The sequence below is a fragment of the Delftia sp. GW456-R20 genome, from assembly GCF_001622915.1.
GTDB classification, from domain to species: domain Bacteria; phylum Pseudomonadota; class Gammaproteobacteria; order Burkholderiales; family Burkholderiaceae_C; genus Comamonas; species Comamonas acidovorans.
Window position 1 is genome coordinate 2,687,586 of record NZ_LWCN01000004.1, and the last position, 26,366, is coordinate 2,713,951.

Annotated in this window: 21 protein-coding genes; 4 read left to right on the top strand and 17 right to left on the bottom strand. The window is 65.8% G+C overall.

Annotated features, from left to right (window positions below; translation table 11 throughout):
- Positions 1-73: 73 nt before the first annotated feature.
- Positions 74-832 carry a GntR family transcriptional regulator gene (locus A4F85_RS17315; protein ID WP_016451803.1) on the bottom strand — a complete coding sequence of 253 codons (759 nt, stop codon included), beginning with the start codon at positions 830-832 and terminating at the stop codon, positions 74-76.
- A gap of 230 nt (positions 833-1,062) precedes the next feature.
- On the opposite strand from A4F85_RS17315, the gene A4F85_RS17320 reads away from it, so the two are divergent.
- On the top strand, positions 1,063-2,955 hold the full coding sequence (locus tag A4F85_RS17320; protein ID WP_156517051.1) for a S9 family peptidase: 1,893 nt from the start codon (positions 1,063-1,065) through the stop codon (positions 2,953-2,955).
- Positions 2,956-3,007: 52 nt separating this feature from the next.
- Here A4F85_RS17320 and A4F85_RS17325 read toward each other — a convergent pair whose 3' ends face one another.
- Positions 3,008-4,834 carry an ABCB family ABC transporter ATP-binding protein/permease gene (locus A4F85_RS17325; RefSeq protein ID WP_012203279.1) on the bottom strand — a complete coding sequence of 609 codons (1,827 nt, stop codon included), beginning with the start codon at positions 4,832-4,834 and terminating at the stop codon, positions 3,008-3,010.
- Between the two features lie 41 nt (positions 4,835-4,875).
- Here A4F85_RS17325 and A4F85_RS17330 point away from each other — a divergent pair, with 41 nt between their 5' ends.
- Positions 4,876-5,352 (top strand): acyl-CoA thioesterase, encoded by a 477-nt coding sequence (locus tag A4F85_RS17330; protein ID WP_012203278.1) that lies wholly within the window; start codon positions 4,876-4,878, stop codon positions 5,350-5,352.
- Positions 5,353-5,424: 72 nt separating this feature from the next.
- Here A4F85_RS17330 and A4F85_RS17335 read toward each other — a convergent pair whose 3' ends face one another.
- Complete coding sequence (locus A4F85_RS17335; protein WP_063327274.1) at positions 5,425-6,090, bottom strand: bactofilin family protein; 666 nt, start codon at positions 6,088-6,090, stop codon at positions 5,425-5,427.
- 218 nt (positions 6,091-6,308) lie between these two features.
- On the opposite strand from A4F85_RS17335, the gene A4F85_RS17340 reads away from it, so the two are divergent.
- Both A4F85_RS17340 and A4F85_RS17345 read left to right on the top strand, forming a co-directional pair.
- A complete protein-coding gene (locus A4F85_RS17340) occupies positions 6,309-6,776 on the top strand; it encodes a MarR family winged helix-turn-helix transcriptional regulator (protein WP_013804191.1) in 468 nt (155 codons plus the stop codon).
- A complete protein-coding gene (locus A4F85_RS17345) occupies positions 6,773-8,152 on the top strand; it encodes an MATE family efflux transporter (RefSeq protein ID WP_063327275.1) in 1,380 nt (459 codons plus the stop codon). The genes A4F85_RS17340 and A4F85_RS17345 overlap by 4 nt, the downstream gene beginning before the upstream one ends.
- Positions 8,153-8,193: 41 nt before the next feature.
- Here the strand turns inward: A4F85_RS17345 and A4F85_RS17350 are convergent, their stop codons facing one another.
- From A4F85_RS17350 to A4F85_RS17415, 14 genes are all read right to left on the bottom strand, one after another.
- A complete protein-coding gene (locus tag A4F85_RS17350) occupies positions 8,194-8,694 on the bottom strand; it encodes a thioesterase family protein (protein WP_013804193.1) in 501 nt (166 codons plus the stop codon).
- Positions 8,688-9,482 (bottom strand): enoyl-CoA hydratase, encoded by a 795-nt coding sequence (locus A4F85_RS17355; RefSeq protein ID WP_013804194.1) that lies wholly within the window; start codon positions 9,480-9,482, stop codon positions 8,688-8,690. The genes A4F85_RS17350 and A4F85_RS17355 overlap by 7 nt, the downstream gene beginning before the upstream one ends.
- 16 nt (positions 9,483-9,498) lie before the next feature.
- Positions 9,499-10,329, bottom strand: a complete 831-nt coding sequence (locus A4F85_RS17360) for an acyl-CoA thioesterase (RefSeq protein WP_013804195.1) — start codon at positions 10,327-10,329, stop codon at positions 9,499-9,501.
- Between the two features lie 37 nt (positions 10,330-10,366).
- Complete coding sequence (locus A4F85_RS17365; protein WP_016451807.1) at positions 10,367-11,269, bottom strand: alpha/beta hydrolase family protein; 903 nt, start codon at positions 11,267-11,269, stop codon at positions 10,367-10,369.
- A gap of 104 nt (positions 11,270-11,373) precedes the next feature.
- Entirely contained in the window at positions 11,374-12,570 is a 1,197-nt protein-coding gene (locus tag A4F85_RS17370; RefSeq protein WP_063327276.1) for an acetyl-CoA C-acyltransferase, read from the bottom strand.
- Positions 12,571-12,738: 168 nt separating this feature from the next.
- Positions 12,739-15,141 (bottom strand): 3-hydroxyacyl-CoA dehydrogenase/enoyl-CoA hydratase family protein, encoded by a 2,403-nt coding sequence (locus tag A4F85_RS17375; RefSeq protein WP_012203269.1) that lies wholly within the window; start codon positions 15,139-15,141, stop codon positions 12,739-12,741.
- 53 nt (positions 15,142-15,194) lie between these two features.
- Entirely contained in the window at positions 15,195-15,635 is a 441-nt protein-coding gene (locus A4F85_RS17380) for a DUF2147 domain-containing protein (RefSeq protein ID WP_012203268.1), read from the bottom strand.
- 80 nt (positions 15,636-15,715) lie between these two features.
- Entirely contained in the window at positions 15,716-17,521 is a 1,806-nt protein-coding gene (locus tag A4F85_RS17385) for an acyl-CoA dehydrogenase C-terminal domain-containing protein (protein ID WP_012203267.1), read from the bottom strand.
- 63 nt (positions 17,522-17,584) lie between these two features.
- The gene (locus A4F85_RS17390; RefSeq protein WP_012203266.1) at positions 17,585-18,292 is read right to left on the bottom strand and encodes a TetR/AcrR family transcriptional regulator; all 708 of its coding nucleotides are present in this window, start codon (positions 18,290-18,292) and stop codon (positions 17,585-17,587) included.
- A 149-nt stretch (positions 18,293-18,441) separates the two neighbouring features.
- Positions 18,442-18,984, bottom strand: a complete 543-nt coding sequence (locus A4F85_RS17395) for a hypothetical protein (protein WP_063327277.1) — start codon at positions 18,982-18,984, stop codon at positions 18,442-18,444.
- Complete coding sequence (locus tag A4F85_RS30680) at positions 18,981-20,084, bottom strand: hypothetical protein (protein ID WP_156517034.1); 1,104 nt, start codon at positions 20,082-20,084, stop codon at positions 18,981-18,983. Before A4F85_RS30680 ends, A4F85_RS17395 begins: the two co-directional genes overlap by 4 nt.
- Positions 20,084-20,785 carry a hypothetical protein gene (locus A4F85_RS17405; protein ID WP_013804202.1) on the bottom strand — a complete coding sequence of 234 codons (702 nt, stop codon included), beginning with the start codon at positions 20,783-20,785 and terminating at the stop codon, positions 20,084-20,086. The genes A4F85_RS30680 and A4F85_RS17405 overlap by 1 nt, the downstream gene beginning before the upstream one ends.
- Positions 20,763-21,698 carry a hypothetical protein gene (locus tag A4F85_RS17410; RefSeq protein ID WP_063327279.1) on the bottom strand — a complete coding sequence of 312 codons (936 nt, stop codon included), beginning with the start codon at positions 21,696-21,698 and terminating at the stop codon, positions 20,763-20,765. The genes A4F85_RS17405 and A4F85_RS17410 overlap by 23 nt, the downstream gene beginning before the upstream one ends.
- Positions 21,695-26,359, bottom strand: coding sequence for a tape measure protein (locus A4F85_RS17415; RefSeq protein WP_082848228.1), 4,665 nt, complete (start codon positions 26,357-26,359; stop codon positions 21,695-21,697). Before A4F85_RS17415 ends, A4F85_RS17410 begins: the two co-directional genes overlap by 4 nt.
- Positions 26,360-26,366 lie beyond the last annotated feature (7 nt).

The following is a 26,366-nucleotide window of genomic DNA, read 5'->3' on the forward strand; positions in this document are numbered from 1 at the left end:
GGGTCCGCAGTCCTTGGCGCTGCGGTGGCTGGGGCACGGGCGGCCGAGGCCGCCGGCACGTATCAATCGCAGATCAAGCGCGGATCAACTGCACGCCAGGAACCGCATGGCTGCCGGGCTCGCTCACGGCCTCGCGCAGGTTGCGGCGCGCAATGCGCGAGTGCTCTTTCATCAGCGCCTCGGCCCGGGCGCCCTCGCGCGCGGCAATGGCGTCCAGCACCTGGCGGTGCTGGTCCTGGGCCACCATCAGGCTGTGGCGCGCACGCGGCGATTCGGCCCGCGCCAGCACAAAGCCCGAGGGCGAGGCGAAGGGCATGCGCACCACGCGCTCCAGCTCGCGCTGCATGACGCTGCTGCCGGCCATGGAGTGCAGCAGGTCGTGAAATTCGGAGTTCAGCGCCACATAGCGCGAGAAGGCCTCATCGCCCCAGTCAGGCGTCTCCAGCACACGGTCGATGGCATCCAGGCAGCGGCCGGCCTGGGCCAGCAGCGGCTCGGCCACGCCGCGCTCGGCCGCCCAGCGCGCGGCCAGGCCTTCCAGCGTGCCGCGCAGCTCGATGGCATCGGCCACATCGGCCTCGGAGAACAGCCGCACGCGGTAGCCGCGCCCGCCGGCCATGGCTTCGAGCAGGCCTTCCTGCTCCAGCCGCATCAGCGCGGCGCGCACCGGCGTGCGGGAGATGCCCAGGCGCTGCACCACGGTGAGCTCGGCGATGCGCTCGCCTGCGGGCAGTTCGCCCGCAAGAATCATCTCGCGCAGTTGCAGCTGGGCCTTGATGACCTGGGAGTGGCTTTCTGCTTCGGAGGCGGCGGGGGCAAGCTGGGGGCTCATGGGGCTTTGTCTGGATGGAATGGCGTGAATGTATACATCCAAGGCGATTCATGGTGTATTTTTCCGCAAAAACACGGGAAAACACCAATCAAATGTATACAACCAATCCCGGCAAAGACAGTGACCCGCCTGTTTGTATACAGCGCCATGGCATCATGGCCGGCTCCCTTTTTCCCCTGCCGCTGCAACCCAGGAGGTCACCCTTGCCGACGTTTTCCCGACACCCCGCCATGGCCGCCCACATCCTCAACCTGGCACGGGATGCCAGCGCCGATGCGCAGGCTCCGCAGGCCTATCCGATCAAGGACTTCTTCCGCAATCCGGAGCGCGGCTTCTTCCGCCTGGCCGATGACGGAAGCATGCTGGGCTTCATGCAGCCCGTCAGCGTGGACGGCCATCCGGCGCGCATGAACATCCATGTGCAGGCGCTTGCGGGCAGCACCCCTGTGGGCGAGCCGCGCCGCATCACGGCCGAGACCGAGCGCGACATCAGCAACTTCTTCTGGAAGGGCTCGGATGTGGTGCTCTACCAGAAGGACTTCGGCGGCGACGAGAACTTCCATGTGCTGGCGGTCAACGCGCGCAGCGGCGAAGCCACCGACCTGACGCCCTGGGACGGCGTGCGCGCCAGCATCGAGGACGACCTGGAAGACGACCCCGACCATGTGCTGATCAGCCACAACCAGCGCGATGCCGAGGTCTTCGACGTGTACCGCGTGAATGTGCACACAGGCGCGGCGCAACTGGTGGCGCAGAACCCCGGCAACATCGTCGGCTGGCAGACCGACCATGCGGGCCGCGTGCGGGCCGCCGTCGCCAGCGACGGCCTGAACAGCGCCCTGCTCTACCGCGACGACGAGGCCGGCGAGTTCCAGACCCTGATCACCACCGACTACCGCACCAGCGTAAGCCCTGCCTTCTTCACCTTCGATGACCGCAAGCTCTACGCCCTGTCCAACCGGGGCCGCGACAAGCTGGCCCTGGTGGTCATCGACCCGGCCCGGCCCGACGAGGAAGCGGAAATCTTCGTGCCCGAAGAAGTCGATCTGGGCGCGGCGGCCTATTCGCGCAAGCGCCGCGTGCTGACCCTGGCCGCCTACCAGACCGACAAGCCGCAGTACCGCTTCTTCGATGCCGAGACCGAAGCCCTCTACGGCCGGCTGGCTGCGCAGCTGCCGGGCTACGACTTCGCCATCCAGGGCGCCAACCGCGCCGAGGACAAGTTCATCGTTGCCGCCTTCAACGACCGCACGCCGGGCGCGCGCTACATCTACGACGCGGCCGCCGATGCGCTGACCAAGCTGGCCGACATCAACCCGGCCATTCCCGAGTCCGCCATGTCGCGTGTGCAGCCCGTCAGCTACACCAGCCGCGACGGACTGACCATCCACGGCTACCTGACCTTGCCGGCCGGCCGCGAGCCCAGGAACCTGGCCTGCATCATCAACCCGCACGGCGGCCCCTGGGCCCGCGACGGCTGGGGCTACAACCCCGAGGTGCAGTTCCTCGCCAACCGTGGGTTCTGCGTGCTGCAGGTGAACTTCCGGGGCTCCACGGGCTATGGCCGCGCGTTCTGGGAAGCGGGATTCGGCCAATGGGGCCTGAAGATGCAGGACGACATCACCGATGGCGTGCACTGGCTGATCGACCAGGGCATTGCCGACCCTGCGCGCATCGGCATCTACGGCGGCAGCTATGGCGGCTATGCCACGTTGGCCGGCGTGGCCTTCACGCCCGACCTGTATGCGGCGGCCGTGGACTATGTGGGCGTGTCCAACCTGTTCACCTTCATGAAGACCATTCCGCCCTACTGGAAGCCGCTGCTGGACCAGATGCACGCCATGGTGGGCGATCCCGAGCGCGACAGGGAGCGCCTGGCCGCCACCTCGCCGGCCCTGCATGTGGACCGCATCAAGGCGCCGCTGTTCATCGCCCAGGGCGCGCGCGATCCGCGCGTGAACAAGGACGAGAGCGACCAGGTGGTGAAGGCGCTGCGCGAGCGCGGCGTCGAGGTGCAGTACATGGTCAAGGACAACGAGGGCCACGGCTTTCACAACGACGAGAACAAGTTCGAGTTCTACGAAGCCATGGAGCAGTTCCTGGTCACGCACCTCAAGCCCTGAAGCCGTCCAGGCGCCCGGCCACCCGGCCGCCCGGTCCCTCGGCCGCCCCGCGCTACAGCACGGCGGGCTCCCCGCTTTGCTGCAGCGCCCACATGTCCGCATAGCGCCCGCCCGCCGCGACCAGCTGGGCGTGGGTGCCGCGCTCGACGATGCGGCCCGCGTCCATGACCAGGATCTCGTGCGCATCGACCACGGTGGACAGGCGGTGGGCAATCACCAGCGCCGTCTTGTTGCGCGCGGCGCTTTGCAGCTCGGCCTGGATGGCGCGCTCGTTGGCCGAGTCCAGCGCCGAAGTCGCCTCGTCAAAGATCAGGATGGGCGGGTCCTTGAGCAGGGTGCGCGCAATCGCCACCCGCTGCTTTTCGCCGCCAGACAGCTTGAGGCCGCGCTCGCCCACGCGCGTGGCATAGCCCTGGGGCGTGGCCTCGATGAAGTCGTGGATGCGCGCGGCGCGTGCGGCCGCCACCACCTGGTCGCGGCTGGCGCCGGGACGGCCGTAGGCGATGTTGTATTCCACCGTGTCGTTGAACAGCACCGTGTCCTGCGGCACGATGCCCACGGCGCCGCGCACGCTGTCCTGGGTCAGCTCGCGCAGGTCGTGCCCGGCGATGCGCACATGGCCGGACTGCACGTCGTAGAAGCGGAAGATCAGCCGCGCCAGCGTGCTCTTGCCCGAGCCCGAAGGGCCGACCACGGCCACGGTCTTGCCGGCCGGAATGGTGAAGCTCACGTCCTTGAGGATGGGCCGCTCGGGGTCATAGGCAAAGTCCACATGCTCGAAGCGCAGCTCGGGCGGTGCGCCGTCGGCCGGCAGGGGCCGGGCGCCGGGCGCATCGGCCACCTCGCGCTCCTTGTCCATGAGGGTGAACATGCGCTCCAGGTCGGTCAGGCTCTGTTTGATCTCGCGGTAGATCACGCCCAGAAAGCCCAGTGGGATGTAGAGCTGGATCATGAAGGCATTGACCATGACCAGGTCGCCCAGCGACAGCCGCCCGTCCACCACGCCCTGCGTGGCGCGCCAGAGGATGGCGACCAGGGCCGTGGCGATGATCAGCTGCTGCCCGCAGTTGAGCATGCTCAGCGTGGTCTGGCTCTTGAGGCGCACGCGGCGCAGCGCCTCCAGGTTCTCGTCATAGCGCCGCGCCTCGAAGCCCTCGTTGCCGAAGTACTTGACGGTCTCGTAGTTCAGCAGCGAGTCGATGGCCTTGGTGTGCGCCGCCGACTCCTGGGCATTGGCCTCGCGCCGAAAGCGCGTGCGCCACTCGGTCACCGTGACCGTGAACGTGATGTAGAACACCAGCGCCGCCAGCGTGATGACCGCGAACCAGATGTCGAAGCGCAGCGCCAGGATGCCCAGCACCAGCGCCATTTCGATGAAGGTGGGCAGGATGCTGTAGAGCGAATACGAGATCAGCGACTCGGTGCTGCGCACGCCGCGCTCGATGTCGCGCGTCATGCCGCCGGTCTGGCGCTCCAGGTGAAAGCGCAGGCTCAGCGCATGCAGGTGCTCGAAGGTGGACAGCGCAATCGCCCGCGAGGCGCCCTGCGTGGCCTTGGCAAAGACCAGGTCGCGCAGCTCGGTGAACAGCGAACTGGAAAAGCGCAGCAGCCCGTAGGCCAGCAACAGGGCCACGGGCACGACGAGCACCGCGCGGGCGTCGCCGGCCTTCAGATCCAGCGCATCGACCAGGTGCTTGAGCAGCACCGGCACGCCCACGTTGGCGAGCTTGGCCCCGATCATGAAGCCCAGCGCCGCCAGCACGCGCCACTTGTATTGCCACAGGTAGGGCAGCAGGCGCCGCAGCGCGTTCCAGTCCCGCGACGGTGCCGGGGTTGGGACTAAGGGTAAATCCGTAGGGGAAGCGCTCTCGCGTCGCATGAAAGACAATTCTCGGTTGTTATATTGACCCGATTGTGCCCATGCCACCCCGCCCCGACCTCCCGCCCCATCCCTTGCCCGCAGACAAGGAGCTGGTTCTCAAGGTCATTCCCATGCCCGCCGATGTCAACGCCAATGGCGACATCTTCGGCGGCTGGGTCATGGCGCAGGTCGACCTGGCAGGTTCCGTGCTGCCCTCGCGCCTGGGCCAGAGCCGCATGGTCACCGTGGCCGTGAACGAGTTCATCTTCAAGCAGCCCGTGCGCGTGGGCGACATCCTGTCGTTCTACTCCAGCGTGCAGCGCGTGGGCCGCACCTCGGTCACGGTCGATGTCGAGGTCTATGCCGAGCGCTTTGCCGACCAGGGCCGCTTCGTCAAGGTGACCGAGGCCCTGCTGACCTACGTGGCCATCGACGGCCAGGGCAAGCCCCAGTCGCTGCCGGACAACGATCAGGTGCGCTCCTGGCGCGCAGCGGCCGAGCGCAATGCAGAACGCAAGCAGCAGCAGGCCGGCTGAACCAGCCCTTCTGCAGCCATGAAAAAAGCGACCTTCGCAGGTCGCTTTTTCATTTCCGGCAGCAGAGATCGCTCATGCCAGCGACGGCGTGACGCGCGGCTGCAGCGAAGCCGCTGCGGTGGCCGCAGCCAGGGCAGCGGAACTGCTGGCGGCGCTGTCGCTGGAGGCGGCCGACGAGGAAGAGGACAGGCTGGGGGCGCTGGACGCCACGGCCGAACCCGAAGATGAACGCGGCGAGGAGCCGGCCTCGATCTGGCCCGTGAGCTCGCCGCCCTCTTCGATCACCACCTTGCCGTAGCGGATCTTGCCGCTGACCTTGCCCGTGCCGTAGATGACCAGCTTCTCGCGCACGGTCAGCGTGCCGTCGAACACGCCATGGATCTCGGCGATGTCGATCTCTGCCGTGCCATGGAAGGCGCCCTGCTCGGCGATCTGGATCACGCGCGAGTCCATGGTGGCCTCCACCGTGCCTTCGACCACCAGCGTGTCGCAATCGGTGATCTCAACGCCCTTGAGCTTGATGTTGGGGCCCACGGTGAGCTTGCTGCCCGGAGAGTCCTGCGACACAGGCGAGGCCTGGCGCTGGGTGGATGCCGGGCTGGTCACGCTGGAGCTGGGCATGACGGCTCCCGAAGGGCTGCCGCCCGTGCTGGCGGCGCCTGTGCCGCTGCCCAGGGTGTTGCGGGAGGTGAAAGCATCGTTGTCGCGCTTGCCAAAGAACGGGTTCTGAACAGCCATGGGTGGGTCTCCTTCGGAAAAATCCGATGCTACGCACACGAACTGGCAACAAATGCCGGCATCTCGCAAGAACGGTAACGAGATGGTTCTCCCGTTTCATGTGCTTGCAAGCCTTTCTCGATCACACACCGCGCATACGCAGGTCGCGCAGCGGACATGCGCAAATCAATAGGTGCATCTACACTCATTTCCATTCCAGGCCACCTGCCCCACGCCCCATGACCTCCTCCACCTCAAGCGCCGCCAGTCCGGTCTGCACCTGCTTCATGGTGCGCAGCCTGTCGCGCAAGATCTCCCAGCTCTATGACGACACGCTGGCGCCCAGCGGCCTGCGCGGCACGCAGTTCAGCCTGCTGGTGCAGGCACGCAATGCGCCCGACGGCCCGCCCACGGTCTCGGCCCTGGCCGAGCAGTTGCACACCGACCGCACGACGATGACGCGCAACCTGCGCACGCTGCAGCAGGCCGGCTTCATCGACCTGGTTCCCGGCGCGGATGCGCGCAGCCGCTGCGTGGTGGTCACGCCCGAAGGCCGCGCCCGCATCCGCGAGGCTGCCGCCCTGTGGCGCCAGGCCCAGCAGCGCGTACGCGAGCTGTGCGGCAGCGAGCAGATCGGCGCGCTGGAAAGCCTGGTGCTGGGCATGCTGCCCGTGCTGGAAACCGCCACGCAGGAGAGCGCGGAATGAGCGCCGCCCTGCCCTCCGCAGCCCCTGGCGCTGCGGCCAGCGGGTCCGCGCATCCGTTGGTCAGCGGCCCCATCGCCTCCACCCTGGTGCGCCTGGCCGTGCCCAACATGGTGGCGCTGAGCATGTCGGTGCTGGTCGCCGTGGCCGAGACCTACTACGTGGGGCAGTTGGGAACCGTATCGCTGGCGGCCATGGCCCTGGTGTTTCCGCTGGCCATGCTCACGCAGATGATGAGCAACGGTGCCATGGGCAGCGGCGTGTCCTCGGCCATCAGCCGCGCGCTGGGTGCGGGCGACGGCGCGCGTGCCTCGGCACTGGCCCTGCACGCCATCGTGATCGGCGCCATCGCAGGCCTGCTGTACTCGCTCATCTTCGTGCTGTGCGGCGCCACCTTCTACGGCTGGCTGGGCGGGCGCGGCGAGGTGCTGGCAGCGGCCACGGGCTTTGGCGCCGTGCTGTTCAGCGGCGCCATCCTGGTGTGGCTGTGCAATACGCTGGCCTCGGTGGTGCGGGGCACGGGCAATATGCGCATGCCGTCGGCCGTGATCTTTGCGGCCTCGCTGGTGCAGATCGCCGTCGGCGGCACGCTGGGGCTGGGCCTGGGGCCCATGCCGCGCTGGGGCATGCCGGGCGTGGCCGTGGGCAACATCGTGGCCATGGTGCTGGCCGTGGCGGCCTTTCTGGCCTACCTGCAATGGGGCCAGCAGCGCCTGCAGCTGGACTGGCGCACGCCGCGCCTGGCCTGGCCCATGTTCCGCGACATCCTGCGCGTGGGCGCCCTGGCCTGCCTGTCCCCCGTGCAAACCGCGCTGGCCGCGCTGCTGCTGACAGGCATGGTCGCCCGCCTGGGCCCGCTGGCCCTGGCCGGCTACGGCATAGGCCAGCGGCTGGAGTTCCTGCTGATCCCCATGGCCTTCGGCGTGGGCATGGCCGCCGTGCCCATGGTGGGCATGGCCATGGGTGCAGGCCAGGTGGCACGCGCGCGCCGCGTGGCCTGGTCGGGCGGCGCCATGGCCGCGGCCCTGCTGGGCGTGCTGGGGCTGGTGGTCATGGTCTGGCCGCAGCTGTGGTCAGGCATCTTCACCGGCGACCCGGCCGTGCGCGCCTACGCCGACCTCTACCTGCGCACCGTGGGCCCGGCCTTCGGGCTGTTCGGCCTGGGACTGGTGCTCTACTTCGCCTCCCTGGGCGCAGGCCGCGTCTGGGCTCCTGTGCTGGCCGGCACGGTGCGCCTGCTGATCGTGGTGGTGGGCGGCGGCTGGCTCATGTCCAGCGGCCTGGGCAGCGCCCAGTCGCTGTTCATCCTGGTCGCCGTGGCCATGGCCGCCTATGGCGCGGGCACGGCCTGGGCCGTGTGGCGCGCGCGCTGGGGGTGAAGACACGCAAAAAAGAAGGCCCGCAGTCAGCGGGCCATGCTTCAAGAAACGATGTACGCCGCCGTCCCCGTGGACAGCAAGCTGCCATCGGCCCCCAGGAATTCCATGCGCGTGTTGGCCACGCGCGAACCCAGCCGCAGCACCTCGGCGCGCAGGATGAATTCGCCGCCTATGCCGGGGCGCAGGTAGTCCACGCGCAGGTCGATGGTGCCCAGGCGCGAGAAGCGGTGCAGGCGCTGCAGCGGCGCATCGTCCATGTGCTTGGCGCCGATGGCAGCCATGACGGCCAGGCCGCCCATGGAGTCCAGGCCGGCGCTGATCACGCCGCCGTGGATGCGCTGGTAGGCGGCGTGGCCTATGAGCTCGGGCCGCATGGTGATGCGGCCTTCAACCCGCTCGGGCAGCACTTCGGTGATGCGCAGGCCCAGCACCTGGTTGAAGGCGATCTGGCGCTCGAACACTTCGCGCAGCCCGGCGATGAACTCGGGCTCGAACTGCACGGGCGCCTCGGAGGCCTCGGAGGCCTTCGTGGATTTCAGCACTGGCTGAAGTCCGGCTTGCGCTTCTCCATGAACGCGGTGAACGCCTCCTTGGCAGCAGGCCCGCCCATCAGCTTGCCGAAGCTCGCGCCCTCCTCGGCCATGCGCTCGCGCACCAGGCCGGACTGGCCGGCCTTCATGAGGCGCTTGGTCTCGATCAGGGCCGACAGCGGCTTGGCGGCCAGCTTCCTGGCCTGGGCCTGGGCCAGCGCATTGCATTCGCTGGGCGGCACGACGCGGTTGACCAGGCCCACTTCCAGGGCGGCTTCGGCCAGGAAGGGCTCGCCCAGCAGCAGGGCCTCGGCCGCGCGGTGGTAGCCGAGCATCTGGGGCAGCAGCAGGCTGGAGGCCGCTTCGGGGCACAGGCCCAGGTTCACGAAGGGCAGCGAGAAGGCCGCGTTGTCGCCCGCATAGACCAGGTCGCAGTGCAGCAGCAAGGTGGTGCCGATGCCCACGGCCGGGCCGCAGACGGCGGCGATCACGGGCTTGGGAAAGGCGGCGATGTTGTGCAGGAAGCGCCAGACGGGGCGCTGCTCGCCTTCCGGCCTGGCGGCGCCGCCGGCCGACTGCTTGAGGAAGTCGGCAATGTCGTTGCCCGCGCTGAAGATGGCCATGTCGCCCTGGAAGACCACGCAGCGCACGGCGGCGTCTTCGCCGGCCTGGGCCAGCGCATCGGCCATGCTGGCGTACATGGCCTCGGTGATGGAGTTCTTCTTGTCTGCGCGGTTGAAGGTGATGGTGCAGACACCGGCTTCGGTGTGCACGAGGATGTCCTGGGTGGTTTCGCTCATGATGGTCTTGCCTTGCTTATTCCTTGAAATACACGATCTGGTGGCTGCTCGCCAGCATCACGCCGGCCTCGCTCCACAGCTGGGCGCTCTGGTCGAAGAAGCCGTTGCGAAATTCCTGGCCGCGCGCTTGGGCCAGCAGGTGGCCCGTGCCTGCCGCCGCCAGTTCCTCACGCCCCGCATGGAAGTAGACGGTGATGGACACCGTGCCCGCCGGGGTGCGCTGTGCGCGGCGCAGCCACACGCGCGGGAAGAATACGTCAGCCAGGCCGGCCAGCGCGCAAAAATCCAGTGCGCGCGGCGGCTCGTCGCGCACCCACAGGCGCGTGAGGCTGTCGGTCTCGCGGCCATCCCAGGTCTGGGGAATGATGCCGTCGAGAAAGCGCATGTCGTAGCGGTTGAGCCATTCCACGCCGCCCAGCGGCGGCACGCGCGGCACGGTGGCGGGCGACGGCACCTCGGGCATGGACAGGTCGGTGCCGCCCCAGGTGCTGCGCCGCACGGCCGTGACGGCCGTGGCCGTGGTGACGACCTGGGCATCACCATCCTGGTCGGGCTGGGTGATGGTCAGCAGCCAGTGCTGGGTGGAGCGGTTGGTGCGCACGGGGCGGGCTTCGATGTCGAAGCGCCCCGCGCCCAGCGCGGCCGCGTAGTTGACGGTGATGGACAGCGGATCGCCCAGGCACAGCGGATGCTGCTGGATGGCCTGCACCAGCGCGGCGGCGGTGATGCCGCCGTACGGGCCCACCATGTTCCAGTAGTCCTGCGTGGTCTGGCCCTGGTAGTGGCCAACGGCGCCGGTGGGCGTGAGCGCCACGGCCTGGTCGAGAGGATGGATGTCTGTGCTCATGGCAAACGAGTGTGATGGCAAGCGGGGCCCGCGTCCGTCAAGCCGGCGACTCTGCGGGTGAGGGAAAGCGCGGGTGGGCCGCGGCGGCCGGCGCCTTGGTCCAGCCCGAGAACACGTCCACGGCCCGGCCCCAGAGCGCGTCGCGCATATCGGCGCGGAAGAAGCCGAAATGCCCTATGCGCCGCAACTGCAGGGCCTTGGGCTCGATGCGCTCGATGCGGCTGGGGGCATTGGCGTAGAGCGCGAACAGGTGCTCGGTGCCGCGCCAGGTCATGAGTTCGTCGTCGCTCATGGACAGCGCCATCACCGGAAAGCGCACGGCGGCGTAGCTGCGCGCGGCGGCCTCGCCCTCGGCACCCACGCTGTAGCGCGGGTTCAGGCACCAGCGGCGCCACTGCAGCATGACGCCGGCCGGCAGGTCGCCCACCTTGCGCAGGCGCCGGCCCGGAAAGTAGCCGCACAGGCGCGTGGCCACGGGCACCAGCACATGCCAGAAATAGGGAACCATGCGCTTGAGGCGAGGCGCATTGTCACGCCAGTAGCCGCTGCCGGCCGCAATGCTCAAAAGGCCGTCCACCAGCTGCGGGGAGCGCAGCAGGCCCGGCAGCTGGGCGCCCAGGCTGTGGCCGATCAGGAACAGCGGCTGGTCCGGCAGCTGCGCCTTGGCATGGGCGATGACTGCCTCGTAATCACGCGCCCAGTCGCACAGGTCGGCACGCACCTGGCGCAAAGAGCCTTGCAGGGAATCGCCATGGCCCCGGTAGTCAAAGCTGGTCACCCGATAGCCCTGGCCAGCAAGCCAGGTGGCAAAGGCCTCGTAGAAGGCCTGGCGCACCCCCATGGCCCCGCCGATGACCACGCTGGCGCGCGGCGGGCCAGCGGGCGTATAGACGCGCAGCGCCAGCGTGGCGCCATCGCTGCTGAGTTGATGTTGTTCCATGGCTGTCTCCTGGTCGGTGCCGTTTCTGTGCCGGCTCGCATGGATGGGAAAGGATGGGATGAGCGAAAAAGACAAAGCCCCGCGAACGGGGCCTTGAGCAACGGTCAGACCCGCTCGAAGATGCCGGCGGCGCCCTGGCCCATTCCGACGCACATCGTCACCATGCCGTAGCGCAATTGCTTGCGGCGCAGCGCATGCACCACGGTGGCCGAGCGGATGGCGCCCGTGGCACCCAGCGGGTGGCCCAGGGCAATCGCGCCGCCCATGGGGTTGACCTTGGCGGGGTCCAGGCCCAGCGTGTTGACCACGGCCAGCGACTGGGCGGCAAAGGCCTCGTTGAGTTCGAACCAGTCGATGTCGTCCTGCTTGAGGCCCGCATAGCGCAGCGCGGCCGGAATGGCCTCGATGGGGCCGATGCCCATGATGGCCGGCGGCACGCCCTTGCTGGCATAGCTCACGAAGCGCGCCAGCGGCGTGAGGCCGAAGCGCTGCACGGCGGCGCCGCTGGCCAGGATCAGCGCGCCTGCGCCATCGCTGGTCTGCGAGCTGTTGCCGGCCGTCACCGAGCCGCGCGCCGCGAACACGGTGCGCAGCTTGCCCAGGCCTTCCAGGCTGGTGTCGGGGCGTGCGCCCTCGTCCAGCTCCACGGTGCGCGTGCGCAACACGGGTTCGCCCTTGGCCAGGTCCAGGCCCCGGTCGGTGACCTCGATGGGCGTGATCTCGTCCTTGAACTCGCCGGCCTGCTGCGCGGCCAGGGCACGGCGGTGCGACTCCAGCGCAAAGGCGTCCTGCGCATCGCGCGAGACCTTCCACTGCTGGGCCACCTTCTCGGCCGTCAGGCCCATGCCATAGGCAATGCCCACGTCGCCATCACGCTCGAAGATGGACGGCGACAGCGAGGGCGCGTTGCCCATCATGGGCACCATGCTCATGCTCTCGACGCCGGCCGCGATCATCACGTCGGCCTCGCCCACGCGGATGCGGTCCGCCGCCATGGCCACGGCCGACAGGCCCGAGGCGCAGAAGCGGTTCAAGGTGATGCCGCCCACGCTGGTGGGCAGCCCCGCCAGCACGGCGCTGATGCGCGCCACGTTCAGGCCCTGCTGGGCCTCGGGGATGGCGCAGCCGCAGATGATGTCCTCGATGGCAGCCGGGTCCAGCCCCGGCACCTGGGCCAGCGCGGCCTTCAGCGTGGTCGCCAGCAGGTCGTCGGGACGGTAGTTGCGGAAAAAGCCCTTGTGCGACTTGCCGATGGGCGTGCGCGTGGCGGCGACGATGTAGGCGTCTTGGATTTGTTTCATGGAGGTTGCTCCTCGATCTCAGTTATTCATCACCCCCGCAGCCCCCGAAAAGGGCGCGCCCCAGACAACTGGCGTGCTCCAGACCAGGGACAGCGAGCAAGGGCCGCCCCGCCGCGAGGCTGTCGTCCCCCTTGGGGGGAAGGCGCGAAGCGACTCAGGGGGGACATATCAATTCCGGACGGGCTTGCCGGTGTTCAGCATTCCGAGAATGCGTTCATGGGTCTTCGGATGGCCGATCAGGTGGCAGAACGCCTTGCGTTCGAGCTTCATCAGATAGGCCTCGTCCACCAGGGTGCCCGCATCCACGTCGCCGCCGCAGACCACGTTGGCGATCAGGCTGGCCACATGCTGGTCGAACTCGCTGATGAAGCCGCCGTCACGCATGTTGACCAGCGAGCCCTTGATGGTGGCCACGCCGCTGCGTCCCGCCACGGGGAAGCTGCGCGGCAGCGGCGCGCGCCAGCCGCCTGCGGCCATGGACTTGGCCTCGTTGATGGCCACGAAGAGCAGCTCGTCCTTGTGCGGCACGATGAGGTCGCTGTCCAGCAGGTAGCCCAGCTTGCGCGACTCGATGGCACTGGTGCCCACCTTGGCCATGGCCGCGGCCGTGAAGCCTTCGGTCAGGAAGGGCAGCAGGTCCTTGCCCGTGCTGGTGGCGGCGTTCTCTGCCGCGCGGCGCGCGATGTAGGTCAGGCCGCCCGCGCCGGGCACCAGGCCCACGCCGACTTCCACCAGGCCGATGTAGCTTTCCATGTGCGCCACGCGGCGCGCGCTGTAGACGGCCAGCTCGCAGCCGCCGCCCAGCGCCATGCCATGGATGGCCGCAACCACGGGCACCTGGGCGTAGCGGATGCGCAGCATGAGGTTTTGCAGCTCCTGCTCCACGCTTTCGATGGCGTCGGCGCCACCGATCACGAAGGCCGGCATGGTGGCTTCCAGGTCGGCGCCCACGCTGAACGGCGCATCGCCCGACCAGATGACCATGCCCTGGAAGTCGGTCTCGGCCACGTCCACGGCTTCCATCAGCGCTTCCATGACTTCGGGGCTGATGGCGTGCATCTTGTTCTTGATGCTGGCGATCAGGATCTGGCCGTCCAGCGTCCAGGTGCGCAGCGCCTTGGATTCGGCGATCGTGGTGCCGGCCGTCTTCCAGTCGGGCAGGCTGTCTTCGCCCAGCAGCTTCTCGGGGAAGATCTGGCGCTCGTAGACGGGCAGCACGCGGCGGGGCACGAATTGGCCCTTGGCGGGGCTCCACGAGCCCTGCGCCGTGTGCACGCCGCCGGCCTCGGCCACCGGGCCTTCGAAGACCCACTTGGGCAGAGGCGCCTTGCTCAATGCCTTGCCGGCATCGATGTCCTCCTGGACCATCTTCGCCACTTCCAGCCAGCCCGCTTCCTGCCACAGCTCGAACGGGCCCTGCTTCATGCCGAAGCCCCAGCGCATGGCCTGGTCCACGTCGCGGGCGGACTCCGCAATGCTCTCCAGGTGGATGGCCGCGTAGTGGAAGCTGTTGCGCAGGATGGCCCACAGGAAGCGGCCCTGTGCGCCCTCGGCATTGCGCAGCAGCTTCAGGCGCTCGGCCGCGGGCTTCTTGAGCATGCGGCCATAGACCTCGTCGGCCTTGCCGCCGGCGGGCACGTAGTCCTCGCTGTCCAGCTCGAACTGCAGGATGTCGCGGCCGACCTTCTTGTAGAAGCCCTTCTTCGCCTTCTGGCCCAGGTTGCCCAGCTCGATCAGCTTGGCCAGCACGGGCGGCGTGCCGAAGCTGCCGTAGAAGGGATCGGTCTCGGCGCTGAGGTTGTCCTGCAGCGTCTTGATCACATGGGCCATGGTGTCCAGGCCCACCACGTCGGCCGTGCGGAAGGTGCCGCTGGATGCGCGGCCCAGCTTCTTGCCGGTGAGGTCATCGACCACGTCGAAGGTCAGTCCGAAGTTCTCGACCTCCTTCATCGTGGCCAGCATGCCGGCGATGCCGATGCGGTTGGCGATGAAGTTGGGCGTGTCCTTGGCGCGCACCACGCCCTTGCCCAGGCCGCTGGTGACGAAGGCTTCGAGCTGGTCCAGCACCACGGGCTGCGTGGTCGGCGTGGCGATCAGCTCCACCAGCGGCATGTAGCGCGGCGGGTTGAAGAAGTGGATGCCGCAAAAGCGCGGCTTGATCGCGTCGGGCAGCGCCTCGGACAGCTTGGTGATGGACAGGCCCGAGGTGTTGGACGCCACGATGGCGTGCTTGGCCACATGGGGCGCGATCTTGGTGTACAGGTCGAGCTTCCAGTCCATGCGCTCGGCAATGGCCTCGATGATCAGGTCGCAGCCCTTGAGCAGCTTGAGGTGCTCCTCGTAGTTGGCGGGCTGGATCAGGTCCGCGTCCTCGGCCACGCCGATGGGCGAAGGCTTGAGCTTCTTGAGGTTAGCGATGGCGCGCTCGGCGATGCCGCTTTTCGGGCCTTCCTTGGCAGGCAGGTCGAACAGCACCACGGGCACCTTGACATTGACCAGATGGGCCGCGATCTGCGCTCCCATCACGCCAGCGCCGAGCACGGCGACTTTCTTCACATTGAATCGGGACATGGATGTTCCACAAGTGGGAGGAAGGCGGCCGCTGCGGCCGCCCTCCGGAATGGTTACTGCACGCGCACCCAGGTCTGGGTGCGGCCGAAGGGGCCGATGGAGCCACGCACCTCGAGCTTGGCGCCGCCTTCGATGGGCGTCAGGCGCAGCGTGTAGGTCTTGCCGTTTTCAGGGTCGAGGATCTTGCCGCCTTCCCAGACGTCCTTGCCCTCGGCCTTCTTGGCGCCGCGGATGATCTCCAGCCCCTTGAGCGGCTGGCCCTTGCGGTCGTCCGAGCATTCGGTGCAGGTGGCGGCCGGATCGGCGCCCTTGCGCAGGATCTGCTCGATGCGGCCCGTGACCACGCCGTCGTTCTCGGCCACACGGATCTCGGACTTGGCCTCGCCGCTCTTGTCGTCGACGCTCTTCCACAGGCCCACGGGCGTCATCTGCGCCTGCGCTGCGGCAGCCGTGAGGCCCAGGACCATTGCTGCCAGTGCTTGATATGCCTTCATTTCAAACCCCTTTCGCCTAGAAAGGCGCGCAGGCCACGCTGATGCGCACAGCCCGCGCTCCCATGTTGGAGTGAAGCCGTTCAGGCCAGCGCCGCGTCCGTGTCCATCAGGGACTTGCTGCCCGCGCGGGCCGTGCGCATCAGCGTGGCGGTCTCGGGCAGCAGCTTGGCGAAGTAGAAACGCGCGGTCTGCAGCTTGGCCTGGTAGAACGGGTCGGTGTTGCCCTTGGCGATTTCGCGCAGCGCCACCTGGGCCATGCGGGCGAAGAAGTAGCCGAACACCAGGTGGCCCGCCACACGCAGGTAGTCCACGGACGCGGCACCCACCTCGTCGGGGTTTTGCATGCCCTTGAAGCCGATCTCGGTGGTGAACTTGGTCATCTGGTCGCCCAGGTAGGCGATGGGGTTGATGAACTCGGCCATCTTCTCGTTGACGCCCTCTTCCTCCACCAGTTGCGCCACCAGCTTGCCGAACTTCTTGAGCGAGGCGCCCTGGTTGCCCAGCACCTTGCGGCCCAGCAGGTCCAGCGCCTGGATGCCGTTCGTGCCTTCATAGATCATGTTGATGCGCGCATCGCGCACGAACTGCTCCATGCCCCATTCGGTGATGAAGCCATGGCCGCCATAGACCTGCTGGCTCATGGTGGTGGCCGTCCAGCCGTTGTCGGTGATGAAGGCCTTGACGATGGGCGTCAGCAGCGCCACCAGCTCGGCGCTGTCCTTGCGCACCTTTTCGTCTGGGTGGTTGAACTCCTTGTCGATCAGGAAGGCGCAATAGGTCACCAGCGCGCGGCCGCCTTCGGCATAGGCCTTGGCCGTCAGCAGCATGCGGCGCACGTCGGGGTGGACGATGATGGGGTCGGCCGGCTTGTCCTTGGCCTTGGTGCCCGACAGGCTGCGCATCTGCAGGCGGTCCTTGGCATAGGCCAGGGCGTTCTGGTAGGCCACCTCGGTCAGGCCCAGCGACTGGTTGCCCACGCCCAGGCGGGCGGCATTCATCATCACGAACATGGCTTGCAGGCCCTTGTTCGGCTGGCCCACCAGGGTGCCGATGGCGCCGTCGATATTGATCTGTGCCGTGGCATTGCCATGGATGCCCATCTTGTGCTCCAGCGCGCCGCAGAAGATGGGGTTGCGCTCGCCCAGCGAACCATCGGCCTTGACCACGAACTTGGGCACCACGAACAGGCTGATGCCCTTGGAGCCGACCGGCGCATCGGGCAGGCGGGCCAGCACCAGGTGAACGATGTTGTCGGTGAAGTCGTGCTCGCCCGCGCTGATGAAGATCTTGTTGCCGGTGATCTTGTAGGTGCCCTCGGGCGCGCCGGCCACGGGCTCGGCCTTGGTGCGCAGCAGGCCCAGGTCGGTGCCGCAATGGGGCTCGGTCAGGCACATGGTGCCGGTCCACTCGCCGCTGGTCAGCTTGGGCAAGTACAGCTTCTTTTGCTCTTCCGTGCCGTGCACATGCAGGGCTTCATAGGCGCCGTGCGACAGGCCCGGGTACATGGTCCAGGCCTGGTTGGCGCTGTTGAGCATCTCGTACACCGCCGAGTTCACCGCAAAGGGCAGGCCCTGGCCGCCGTAGGCCGTATCGCAGGACAGCGAAGGCCAGCCGCCTTCCACATACTTCTGGTAGGCCTCCTTGAAGCCCTTGGGCGTGGTGACCTCGTGGGTTTCCTTGTTCAGCACGCAGCCCTCTGCATCGCCGCTGATGTTCAGCGGAAACGTCACATTGGCCGCAAACTTGCCCGCCTCTTCGAGCACGGCATTGATGGTGTCGGCATCGACCTCGGCATGCGCCGTCATCTGCTGGTAGTCGTCCGTGACCTTGAACACCTCGTGCATGAGGAATTGCATGTCGCGCAGGGGCGGGTTGTAGCTGGGCATTTGTCTTCTCCTGTGATGGCGGGGTTTGCAGTGGATGCGGTGAAAACGGTGGAAGCGAAAAAATCAGGCCGGGCTGGCGTAGCGCGCCAGAATGCTCTCGAAGCCGTCGATGGCGCGCTGCATCGAGCCTTCGTTGCGCAGAAAGCGCGCCTCGTAATGCAGGGCCAGGATCAGGCCGTGGATCTCGAACAGCAGCTGGTTCTCGTCCAGGTCGGCACGCAGGTCGCCGCTTTCGCGGCACTGCACGATGGTGCGGCGCATGGCCGCGTGCCAGGTCTGGACCGAGGCCGTCAGCGCGTCGCGCACCGGCCCCGTGCGGTCGTCGAACTCCACGGCGCCGCTGATATAGATGCAGCCCGAGTCCAGCTCGATCGAAGTGCGCTTCATCCAGTTGTCGAACAGCGCCCGCAGACGCGCCACGCCGCGCGGCGCCTGAAGCGCGGGAAAGAACACTTCCTGCTCGAAACGGTCGTGGTACTCATGCACCACGGAAATCTGCAGCTCCTCACGCGAGCCAAAATGCGCGAACACGCCCGACTTGCTCATGCCCGTCAGCTCGGCCAGAGCACCGATGGACAGGCCCTCAAGCCCGATGTGCGTGGCCAGGTTGAGGGCAGCCTCCACAATGGTGGCCTTGGTCTGCTGCCCCTTGTGCAGCGCGCGGCGCGGCGCGGGCGCAGCGGCTTCGTGCACGGAAGAGCCCGCCTTGGGATCGGCCGTGGCGTCAGCGGTCAAACGGGTGGTGCGGCGTGGGGCGGAAACGCTGGACATGCGAAATTCTTGTTAAAACGAACGTTCGTGCTATTTTGCATGGAAAGCTTGTCGCGGCGAAGACATGCGGGGGAAAACACCTAGCCAGCGGGCAGGCGCAAAAAAGCCGGCAGGTGCCGGCTTGGTTGTTTGTCACGCCTCAGAGCAAGTCATGCCTCCACGGCAAATACCTTGATGCCCTTGAAGCGCATGTGGCGTTCGGGTGGCAGGTCGGCGTTGATCATGGCTTCGGTCACTTCCCAGACCCGACTGTCCTCGAAGTGGACAGAGAAGCGGATGAAGCCCTTGGCCATGGAGGCCAGCACCACGCGCTCGCGGCCATCGCGCGACCGGATGGGCAGCCGGAAGCTGTCGTCCAGCGTCAGCACCTGATCGCCGGCCCGCAGTTCGGCAGCGAAGGCCAGCGTAGCACCCACCGGCACCGTCGCATCGGTGAAGTCCGGGGTGTGCACGAAGCCCTCCCTGTCGGCCGCGATACCGGTGATGACGATCTCCGGCAGCGCGGGTTCGGGCACCGGCTCGGGTGGCGCCTCATAGGGCAGCTCGACCCAGGCCAGCCCCGTGAAGTTGCTGCGCGGCCGGCCCGCTGTCTCGTGCGTCTGCATGTTGTCGGGCGGCAGTGTCGTCGTGCGCGAGCCGGGCGTAGTGGACATGCCTGCGTACCAGCCCCAGAGGTTGAATTCGTAGTTCATGCGGCACCCAGTTCGTAATAGAAGTCGCGGTCGTTGACGGTGTCGGAGATGAGTGCATGGTCTGCATCTGCCCAGGGGATGGCATAGATCCCCTGGCCAGGGGCGAGCTCAAACATCCCGTTGGACGGGTCTATCAAGCTACTACGAGTTGCGATGGCAGGCAAAGCGCGCCAGGAAATGCCATCAATGGACGAGAAAATTCGAGTACGAATAATACCGGCCGTATCGCTAGTAGCGGCTCGCATATACATCACCCCATCTGCCGCAACGACCTGGATGATCCAGCTCCTAAATTCTTCCCCCTCTACGCCGCTTTCTAGCGACTGGCTAAATTGCTCAAAATCAATACCATTCTCAGTCATCACGGTGTATATCTGCCCCCCCTGAACGCCCACCATTACAAACTTTTTCCCAATGACTGCTGCACTTTGCATATAAGCACCAGATGGAAACTTTGATCGCTCGTTTGCAAATTTATTTGACAAAATGAACGACACCCCATCCAATGAGTAAGCTGCGTTGTAAAATACATTGTTAATAATACTCAATGTGAAATAAATTTCACCATTGTGCAGCACATGACTCCATACCTCCCCTGATGGCATGGACGTGGCACTCCATGCCGTATCCAGGCCCGTCTTCGAACGAACCATGCTCGAAGACAAGGCGTAAAAATAGTCTCCTGCTCTTACAAACCTTGGCGTCGCAAGTGCATTTCTGAATGTCAAACCGTCATCAACACTGACATACCCCCCATATGAGGTGTACATACCTGATCGATATTGCGTACCAACGATCACAACCCCGCCCAGTTGAGCAATGGATGTAATAATTGAATTCTCTCCACCAGCCAACAAACGGTGGGTGAAAGTTTTCAAATCTGGAGTGGTATAAACATTTCCACCTTTAGCCAAAAAATACAGGCGCCCATTGTATAAACCCATGCTTGCAGAAAAATTTGCAGGAGAAACACTGCGAACTGGCTTGAATGCATTGGCAATATGCGCAGAGACACCAGAAATCTTGCGCTCCTCCCCGCTCCAAATACGCCGACGCATCAGCGCGGCAGGTTGGCCATAGATATTGTTGAAGGAAAGCATCAGATCCACCCCAGGGTTGCGGTTTGAGTAAATACGCGGTCGGCATAGCGCGAGTCCAGCGCCAGGTCGTCCTCGATTCCGGAAAACTTGCCCCCGTTGCGTCTGAGCACGGGCGTCAGCGCACCGGAGCGGTTGGTGACGCGCAGTTGCTCCTGCGGCGCGGACCCGGCCGGCATCAGGCATTCGCACTGCGGGTGCAGGACGATGTAGTGCATGCCGACGATCAGGTGATGGGGCCCTGCCGTTGTCAGCTCCTGCTGCGGCATGGACTGCGGTGAACCGGACAGCCGCCAGCCCGCGGGATCCTGGGCCGGGTCGAGCGCGCTGGCCGTGGTGCCGGCTGGTACGCGCCGATAGGTCAGCAGCGACTGGGGCGACCACACGGCGTCGCCCTGGGCGTAGCTGCCCGGCGCCCATCGGGAGGCACCGGCGACAATGGCTGCGTTCTGGGCGCTGGTCGCGGCGGCGGAGGCGGCGGCCTGCGCAGCGTTCTTGTTGCCCTCGACCGTCAGCATGGCCTGGGCCATTTCCGTCAGAAACGTCGTGAGCCACGTCACCAGGCCCGCCGTCCAGTTACGAAAGCCCGTCAGCCAGTTCAGATAGACATCCGTCTTGACGTCGAAGACGTCCTGCGGGTCCGTGCGACGATTCGGGATCGCCACCGATTCCTCGGGTGCACTAGGTGGGGGTGTGAAGTTCATCGTCTTCCAGTCCTTCAATGGTTAGGTTGCAATCGGAGAAGCCATGGGCCACCAGAACCTGGTCGAAGCCCGTGATGTAGCCGTAGGTGGTGAGCACGCCGTAGCCGCGCGCACCTATCCAGACGACCGGTCTGGCGCGATACGCCAGGATTTCGTTGCGCACGCGCTCGTACTGCGTGCCGTGAACGAGGACCTGCAGCTTCAAGCGGTCGCTGTAGGCGCCGGGCTCGGCCATCCAGCCGCCCCAGTCGTCGCGCTTCTTGATGCTCCAGTCGTCGAAGCTGACCGAGGGCCGCCACTGCGTGTTGCCCAGCCAGACGGCACGGCCGATGACGACTTCGGCGCAGCGCGCCTTGGCCCCCAGGTTGGCGATGCGTATCGTGATGCTGGCTTGCGTGTAGGCCGGCAGTCCCGAGATGGACAGCTTTCGTTCGCGCTCTATGGGGTTGAAGAAGTAGCCCCAGTGCGAATTGCCCGAAGGGCGCAGCACCAGGCGCTGCCCGCTGTGGAACACCTCGCCGGCCACGGGGTCGGTCATCACCACCTCGACCGTGTGCGCCTGCAGGCCCAGCAGCTCGATGTCCGTGACCACGCGGCCGGGCTTGATGGTGACCTCGATGAGGTCATCGGCCTCGGTGTACGAACCCAGGCTGGCATCGAACATGCGCAGCCGGTTTTCCACACCGCGCCTTTGCCACTTGCCTTCCGAACTGGCGGGGTCATTGCCGGTATTGCTGCCGGCCATGCTGCGCCAGATCACGCGCGAGGCGTCGATGATCTCGTCGTTGAGCGCATAGGCCTTGCTGGCGGACCAGGGCTGCAGGCCGCTTGCGGCGACGTTCGTGCTCATGTTGTCCAACGTGATAGGCAGGGGCGGCACAAATCCCATGCCGCGTGTGAATTCATCGTTCATGCGGTCTCCCTTTGCTTGACGCCGATGGCGTCGCTCTTGCGAGCCATCTTTTCGAGGCTTTGCAGCAGCACGATCTGCTGGCGCCCCAGGTCATAGGTCAGACGCTGCAGGGACTCGAGGGCCCTGTGCAGGTCGCCGCCCTGCATGCCCTCCAGCAGGCGCCGCGTCTGCTGGGCGCTGTGGATCCGTGAAGGTCCGGTGAACTCGAGCTCGGGGCCGTTTTCCCCGACCAAGCGCAGGCCGCCGAAGTGCTCGCCACCCGAGGCGAAGCGCGGAATGCCGAACTGGTCCAACGCCGCCAGCACGTCGCGCTCCGAGTAGCCATACAGATAGGCAAGATCCAGCGCCGTGCCACCCTGGGCCTTGATGTCATTGGCCAGTCCCACCAGGTCTCCGGTGCCGTCGTACTTATGGAAGGTTGGCGAGAGCGCATCGAGCTTCTTGACTCGCTCGGGATCCGTTTCGTAGTCGTAGATCGCGAAGCCATCACCGAGCACGGCAATAGGCATCTTGTACTTGCTATACACGGTGGAGCTGCCACCTCCACCCCCAGGACCTGGCCCCGGACCAAGTTCCGCGCCCCCGCTGCCGCCACCGGAACCGCTTCCGCCAGAACCAGCACCACCTCCGGTACCAGCTCCTTCCTTGAGCAGTGCCGCGCGGAATTCCGCCCATGCGAGATCGGACGACAGCAGCCGCGTGTCGATGCCACGCGCTATGTCCAGCGCCTCCTTCTCGGTCTTGAGCAGCCGCTCCAACGCATCGACCTGGCTTTTTTCCTGCTCCAGAATCAATTCATCGGCAGACAACTGCTCGCCCGCCGCGTCATGCAGCACTTCAAGCTTGTTGGCCAGGATCAACTGCGCGGCCTCATAGTCCAGGCGCGAGCGGAAGTTGCCCGAGGAAATACCGCCGCGCGCAGCCGAGACGGCCTCGCCGATGTCAGCCGATTCGGGCAGATAGCCCGTGCGCCGGTACGCAGCCAGTGCCTGGTCAATGACCTCGTTGGCTCTGGCCAAGGCCATGGCCTGGGTGCTCTCGATCTGGCCGCGCAGTTCGACGACATGCCCGCGCAAGGTGTCCATGAGGGCGCGCTCGGTATCCACGCGCTCCTGCGCGACATCGATGCGCGCCTGTATGGCCGAGCGCTCCGCATCGACGGAACGCTGCAGCAGGCTCCACGCCGCATCCGTATCGGCCTCGTTCTTCTTCCTCGCCTCCTGCGCCTGCTCCTCCTGCTTGCGCTTGGCTTCCTCCGCCTGTTTGGCCGAAGCCGCCGCAGCATCCTCGGATGTCTTGGTAACGGCCTTGAACGTGTCGTTGAGCTTGAGCAGTTCGGCAACGGTCTCGGCCGAGGACTTGCCGGTACCGCCAAGGGTGCCGACCAGCTTGTCCACGCCGGCAGTGAAGTCGGCCAGCGACGCGCTGGTGTTTGCCAGATTTTCAAGATCGGCCGCGAGTTTTCCGATATCGCCCGAACCTTCTCCCAGGGTGGTGCTGGCCCAGTCCTTGAAGGCGCCAGTCTTGGCCATGTCCTTGAGGCCTTGCGTGCCCTGGACCTTCGAGATGGCGTCCTTCAATACCTTGGCATTCGCCTCCTCGGAGTTGGCTGCCTTGAGCTTGTCCTCCACCAGCGTGCGGAACCGGGCCTGGGCGTCGTCGGCATCCAGGTCGATGTCCACGCCCAAGTCCTTGAGCTTGCTGCCCATCTCGCGCTTGGCGATGGTCTTGCGCTCGTCCTCGCTGTAGAAATTCTGGTAGAAGCTGCCGGCGTTGGCATTCAGCGCCTCGATGCCGCCCGAGGCCTTGATCAGGGACTCGAAGGCCAGGTCGGTCAGGCTGGCAAAGCCCGTGATCTTCTTGCCCAGTTCCTCGAAGGAGCGGCCGATCAGGTCGATGGTCTGGAAGGCGGCCTGCAACGCCTCGACATTGGGTGCTTCGCCCAGCGAGTCCAGCGTGGTGCGCATCCAACTGGGCAGGTCCGCCTTCTTGAGTTCGGACACCAGCAGTGAACCGGTCTGGCCCAGGAAGGCCTTGTAGGCCTCTTCCGGGTTGTTGCCCAGCGAGCGGTTTTCGAAGCCGGCCAGGATCATGCCGGTCGTCTTGTCGATGATCTTGGCGTAGCCGTAGGCGTCCTCGTCGGTGTACTTTCCGTTGGCAGCAAAGCCGCCGACCAAGTCAATGCCGCGCGCGCTACCCGTCGCGTATTTGCTGAGGGACCCATAGACCGAGGCCAGGCCGTCCAGGCTGGTCTTGAGCTGCTTTTCGATGGCATCGCTGTGGCGCTGCGTCAGATCGTCATACCAGTCTCCGGCCGCACGGCCGAACAGCTGTTCGGCAGCCTTGTCGTTGCCGACGCCAGCGGTGCTGTAGGCGGCGCCGCCGTGGTTGGGGCCGCGGGAGCCGAAGCCTCCAAACAGGGAGCTGATGGCAATCGCACCCAGCACAAACGGGCTTGCCGCACCCATCAAGGTTCCGAGCCCCCCCAGCAGGTTGCCTGCCCCGAGTGCTGTGATTCCTGCATCCAGCGTCCCCAGAATGCCCGCCTCACCAAAGATGCCAGCTACGCCCGCGTTCAGGCCCATGCCAAAGGTACCGCCACCGAGCCCCAGCACTCCGGAAGCGCTGCCGGCCTGACTCAGAAAACCTCCACCATTGGCAGCGCCAGATCCGCCCACCCCGAGATTGGCTGTTACGTTACCAAGCATGCCTCGTACCTGTGCAAGCACAGGCACGATAAATGGCCGCGCAAACGCCTTGTACATTTCATCGGCAACCGAAGCCTTGAACGTTGCGCTCAGGTTCTTCGTGAACGTGCGCCAGCCCTCGGTACCGTTGGCCAGCATGTCTGTGAAGCCCTTGCGGAACATCTCGTCCATCTGGTCGACCGACGCCTGGGTCTCCTTTACGCGGGTGCGCTCGGCGACATTCGCCTTGGCCTGATTGGCTGTGGCCGTGGCCTCTTCCCTCAGCCGTCGGGCCTCTTCGGGGTCGGCCCTGTTCCTGGCGTTGATCTCCGCCAGCTTGGTCTGCAAATCAAGTTCGATCTTTCGCTGCTCGATCGCAATCGTGCGGTCGCGCTGCGACATGGCGGCGAGCGACTGCTCAAACTGCACTTCATCGTTGGCCACCTGCACGTTTTTCGCGTACTCAGCCACCATGCGCGCAGACTCGTTGTAGCCTTTGACCTTGGCCTGATCACGAATGGCCTTGGCCTCTTCCAACAATGCCTGGGTCGCCCTTCCGGAAAGGTCGATGCCTTGCATCACCATGGCTTGAGCCTCCAGCTGGCTGGCGGCTTCTTCCACTCGTTTTTGACGTAACTCTTCGAGAGCCGCTCCCGTCAGTCCGATTTCCTCGGTTTCACGCTGCGCCAGTCGAATGCTCTCCTGAATGGCGCGAGCTTTGCTCTCATGGGTCTCTATCAGCTTTTCGAGATCGGCGGAGGCCTTAGCAAAATCCAAGGATTCAAGGTCTTGACCAGAAGATTTACCTGCCCCCTGCGGTGGCCGCAAAATCGTGGCCTTGCCCACCGGAGCAGCCTTGACCCTAGGAGGTTCTTCCCACGTACGGGGGATCACTTCGGAAGGGGTAGCAGGGCCCGCAAAAGGCGGATTGATGAATCCCCGGCCACCGCCTGCGTCACGTCTGCCTTCCAGTGCCAGTTGCTCCTGCTGCGCCTGCTTGAGTTTGGCAACGTACTTCAGCAAATCGAAGTACGAACTGCGCAGATAGATGTTTTCCGAGGTGGCTGCGCCTCTGGCCTGCAGCGCCTCCAGTTCAGCGGCGGCCTTTGGCAGCTCCTTGGTAAGGTAGGCGGCCCTTTCCCCGTTGGACTGGAAGGCCATGCTGACGTAGTTGAGCCCTACCGCCCGCCCCATCAGGATGGCCAAGCCCTGGTTGACCTTGCCGAAGAATCCGGACCCATTGTCCCGTGCCCTGGACATCGCCTCGGAAACGGCATTCATGTCATAAGCGATGCCATTCATGCCGACGGAGATCACCCGGTTCACACCAGAATCACCGACCGCCGCCTTGAACTTGCCCCAGGCATTTTCCATGCGCGTGGCCCCGGCACCCACCCGGTCCGCTGTGCGCTCGGCGCTATTGCCCAAGGTTTGCTGCAGAGCGACGGCAAAGCGCGGCAGGAAGTCATCGGCAAGCACCTGTCCCGCCTGCAGCATCGCCGTGAAACGATCCTTCGTCACGCCGAGTGCCTGGGCACCGATCTGTGCCGATGCAGGAATGCGGGTCAGCTTCTCGTTGAAATCGGCAACGCTGATTGCACCTCGTCCCATCAGATCAAGCACGCCTGCAAGTGAAACGCTGCTCTGTTCTGCCGACAAATGCATGGCCACGTTGGCTTTGGCTATGCCAGTGAACAGGGCTCGCACAGGCTCCCCCTCGAGTGCCGTGCCACGCGCCTTGGTGAGAAAGTCGGCATAGGCTTGGCCCGTGGATTCCAGCTGGAGGCCAAGCCGGTCCGCAAGCGCCGTGACATAGGCCATTTCCTGCGCACCCTTGCCACCTGTAGCCAGGTCAAGACGCGCGCGCAGACTCTCCGCAGCTGCACCAGCCTGCTGAAGCTGTCCAGTGAGTGTTTTCAGATCTGCAATGGTCTGCAATTTGGCAGGACCAATGCTTGTGACGGCTGTACTCATGCTGATC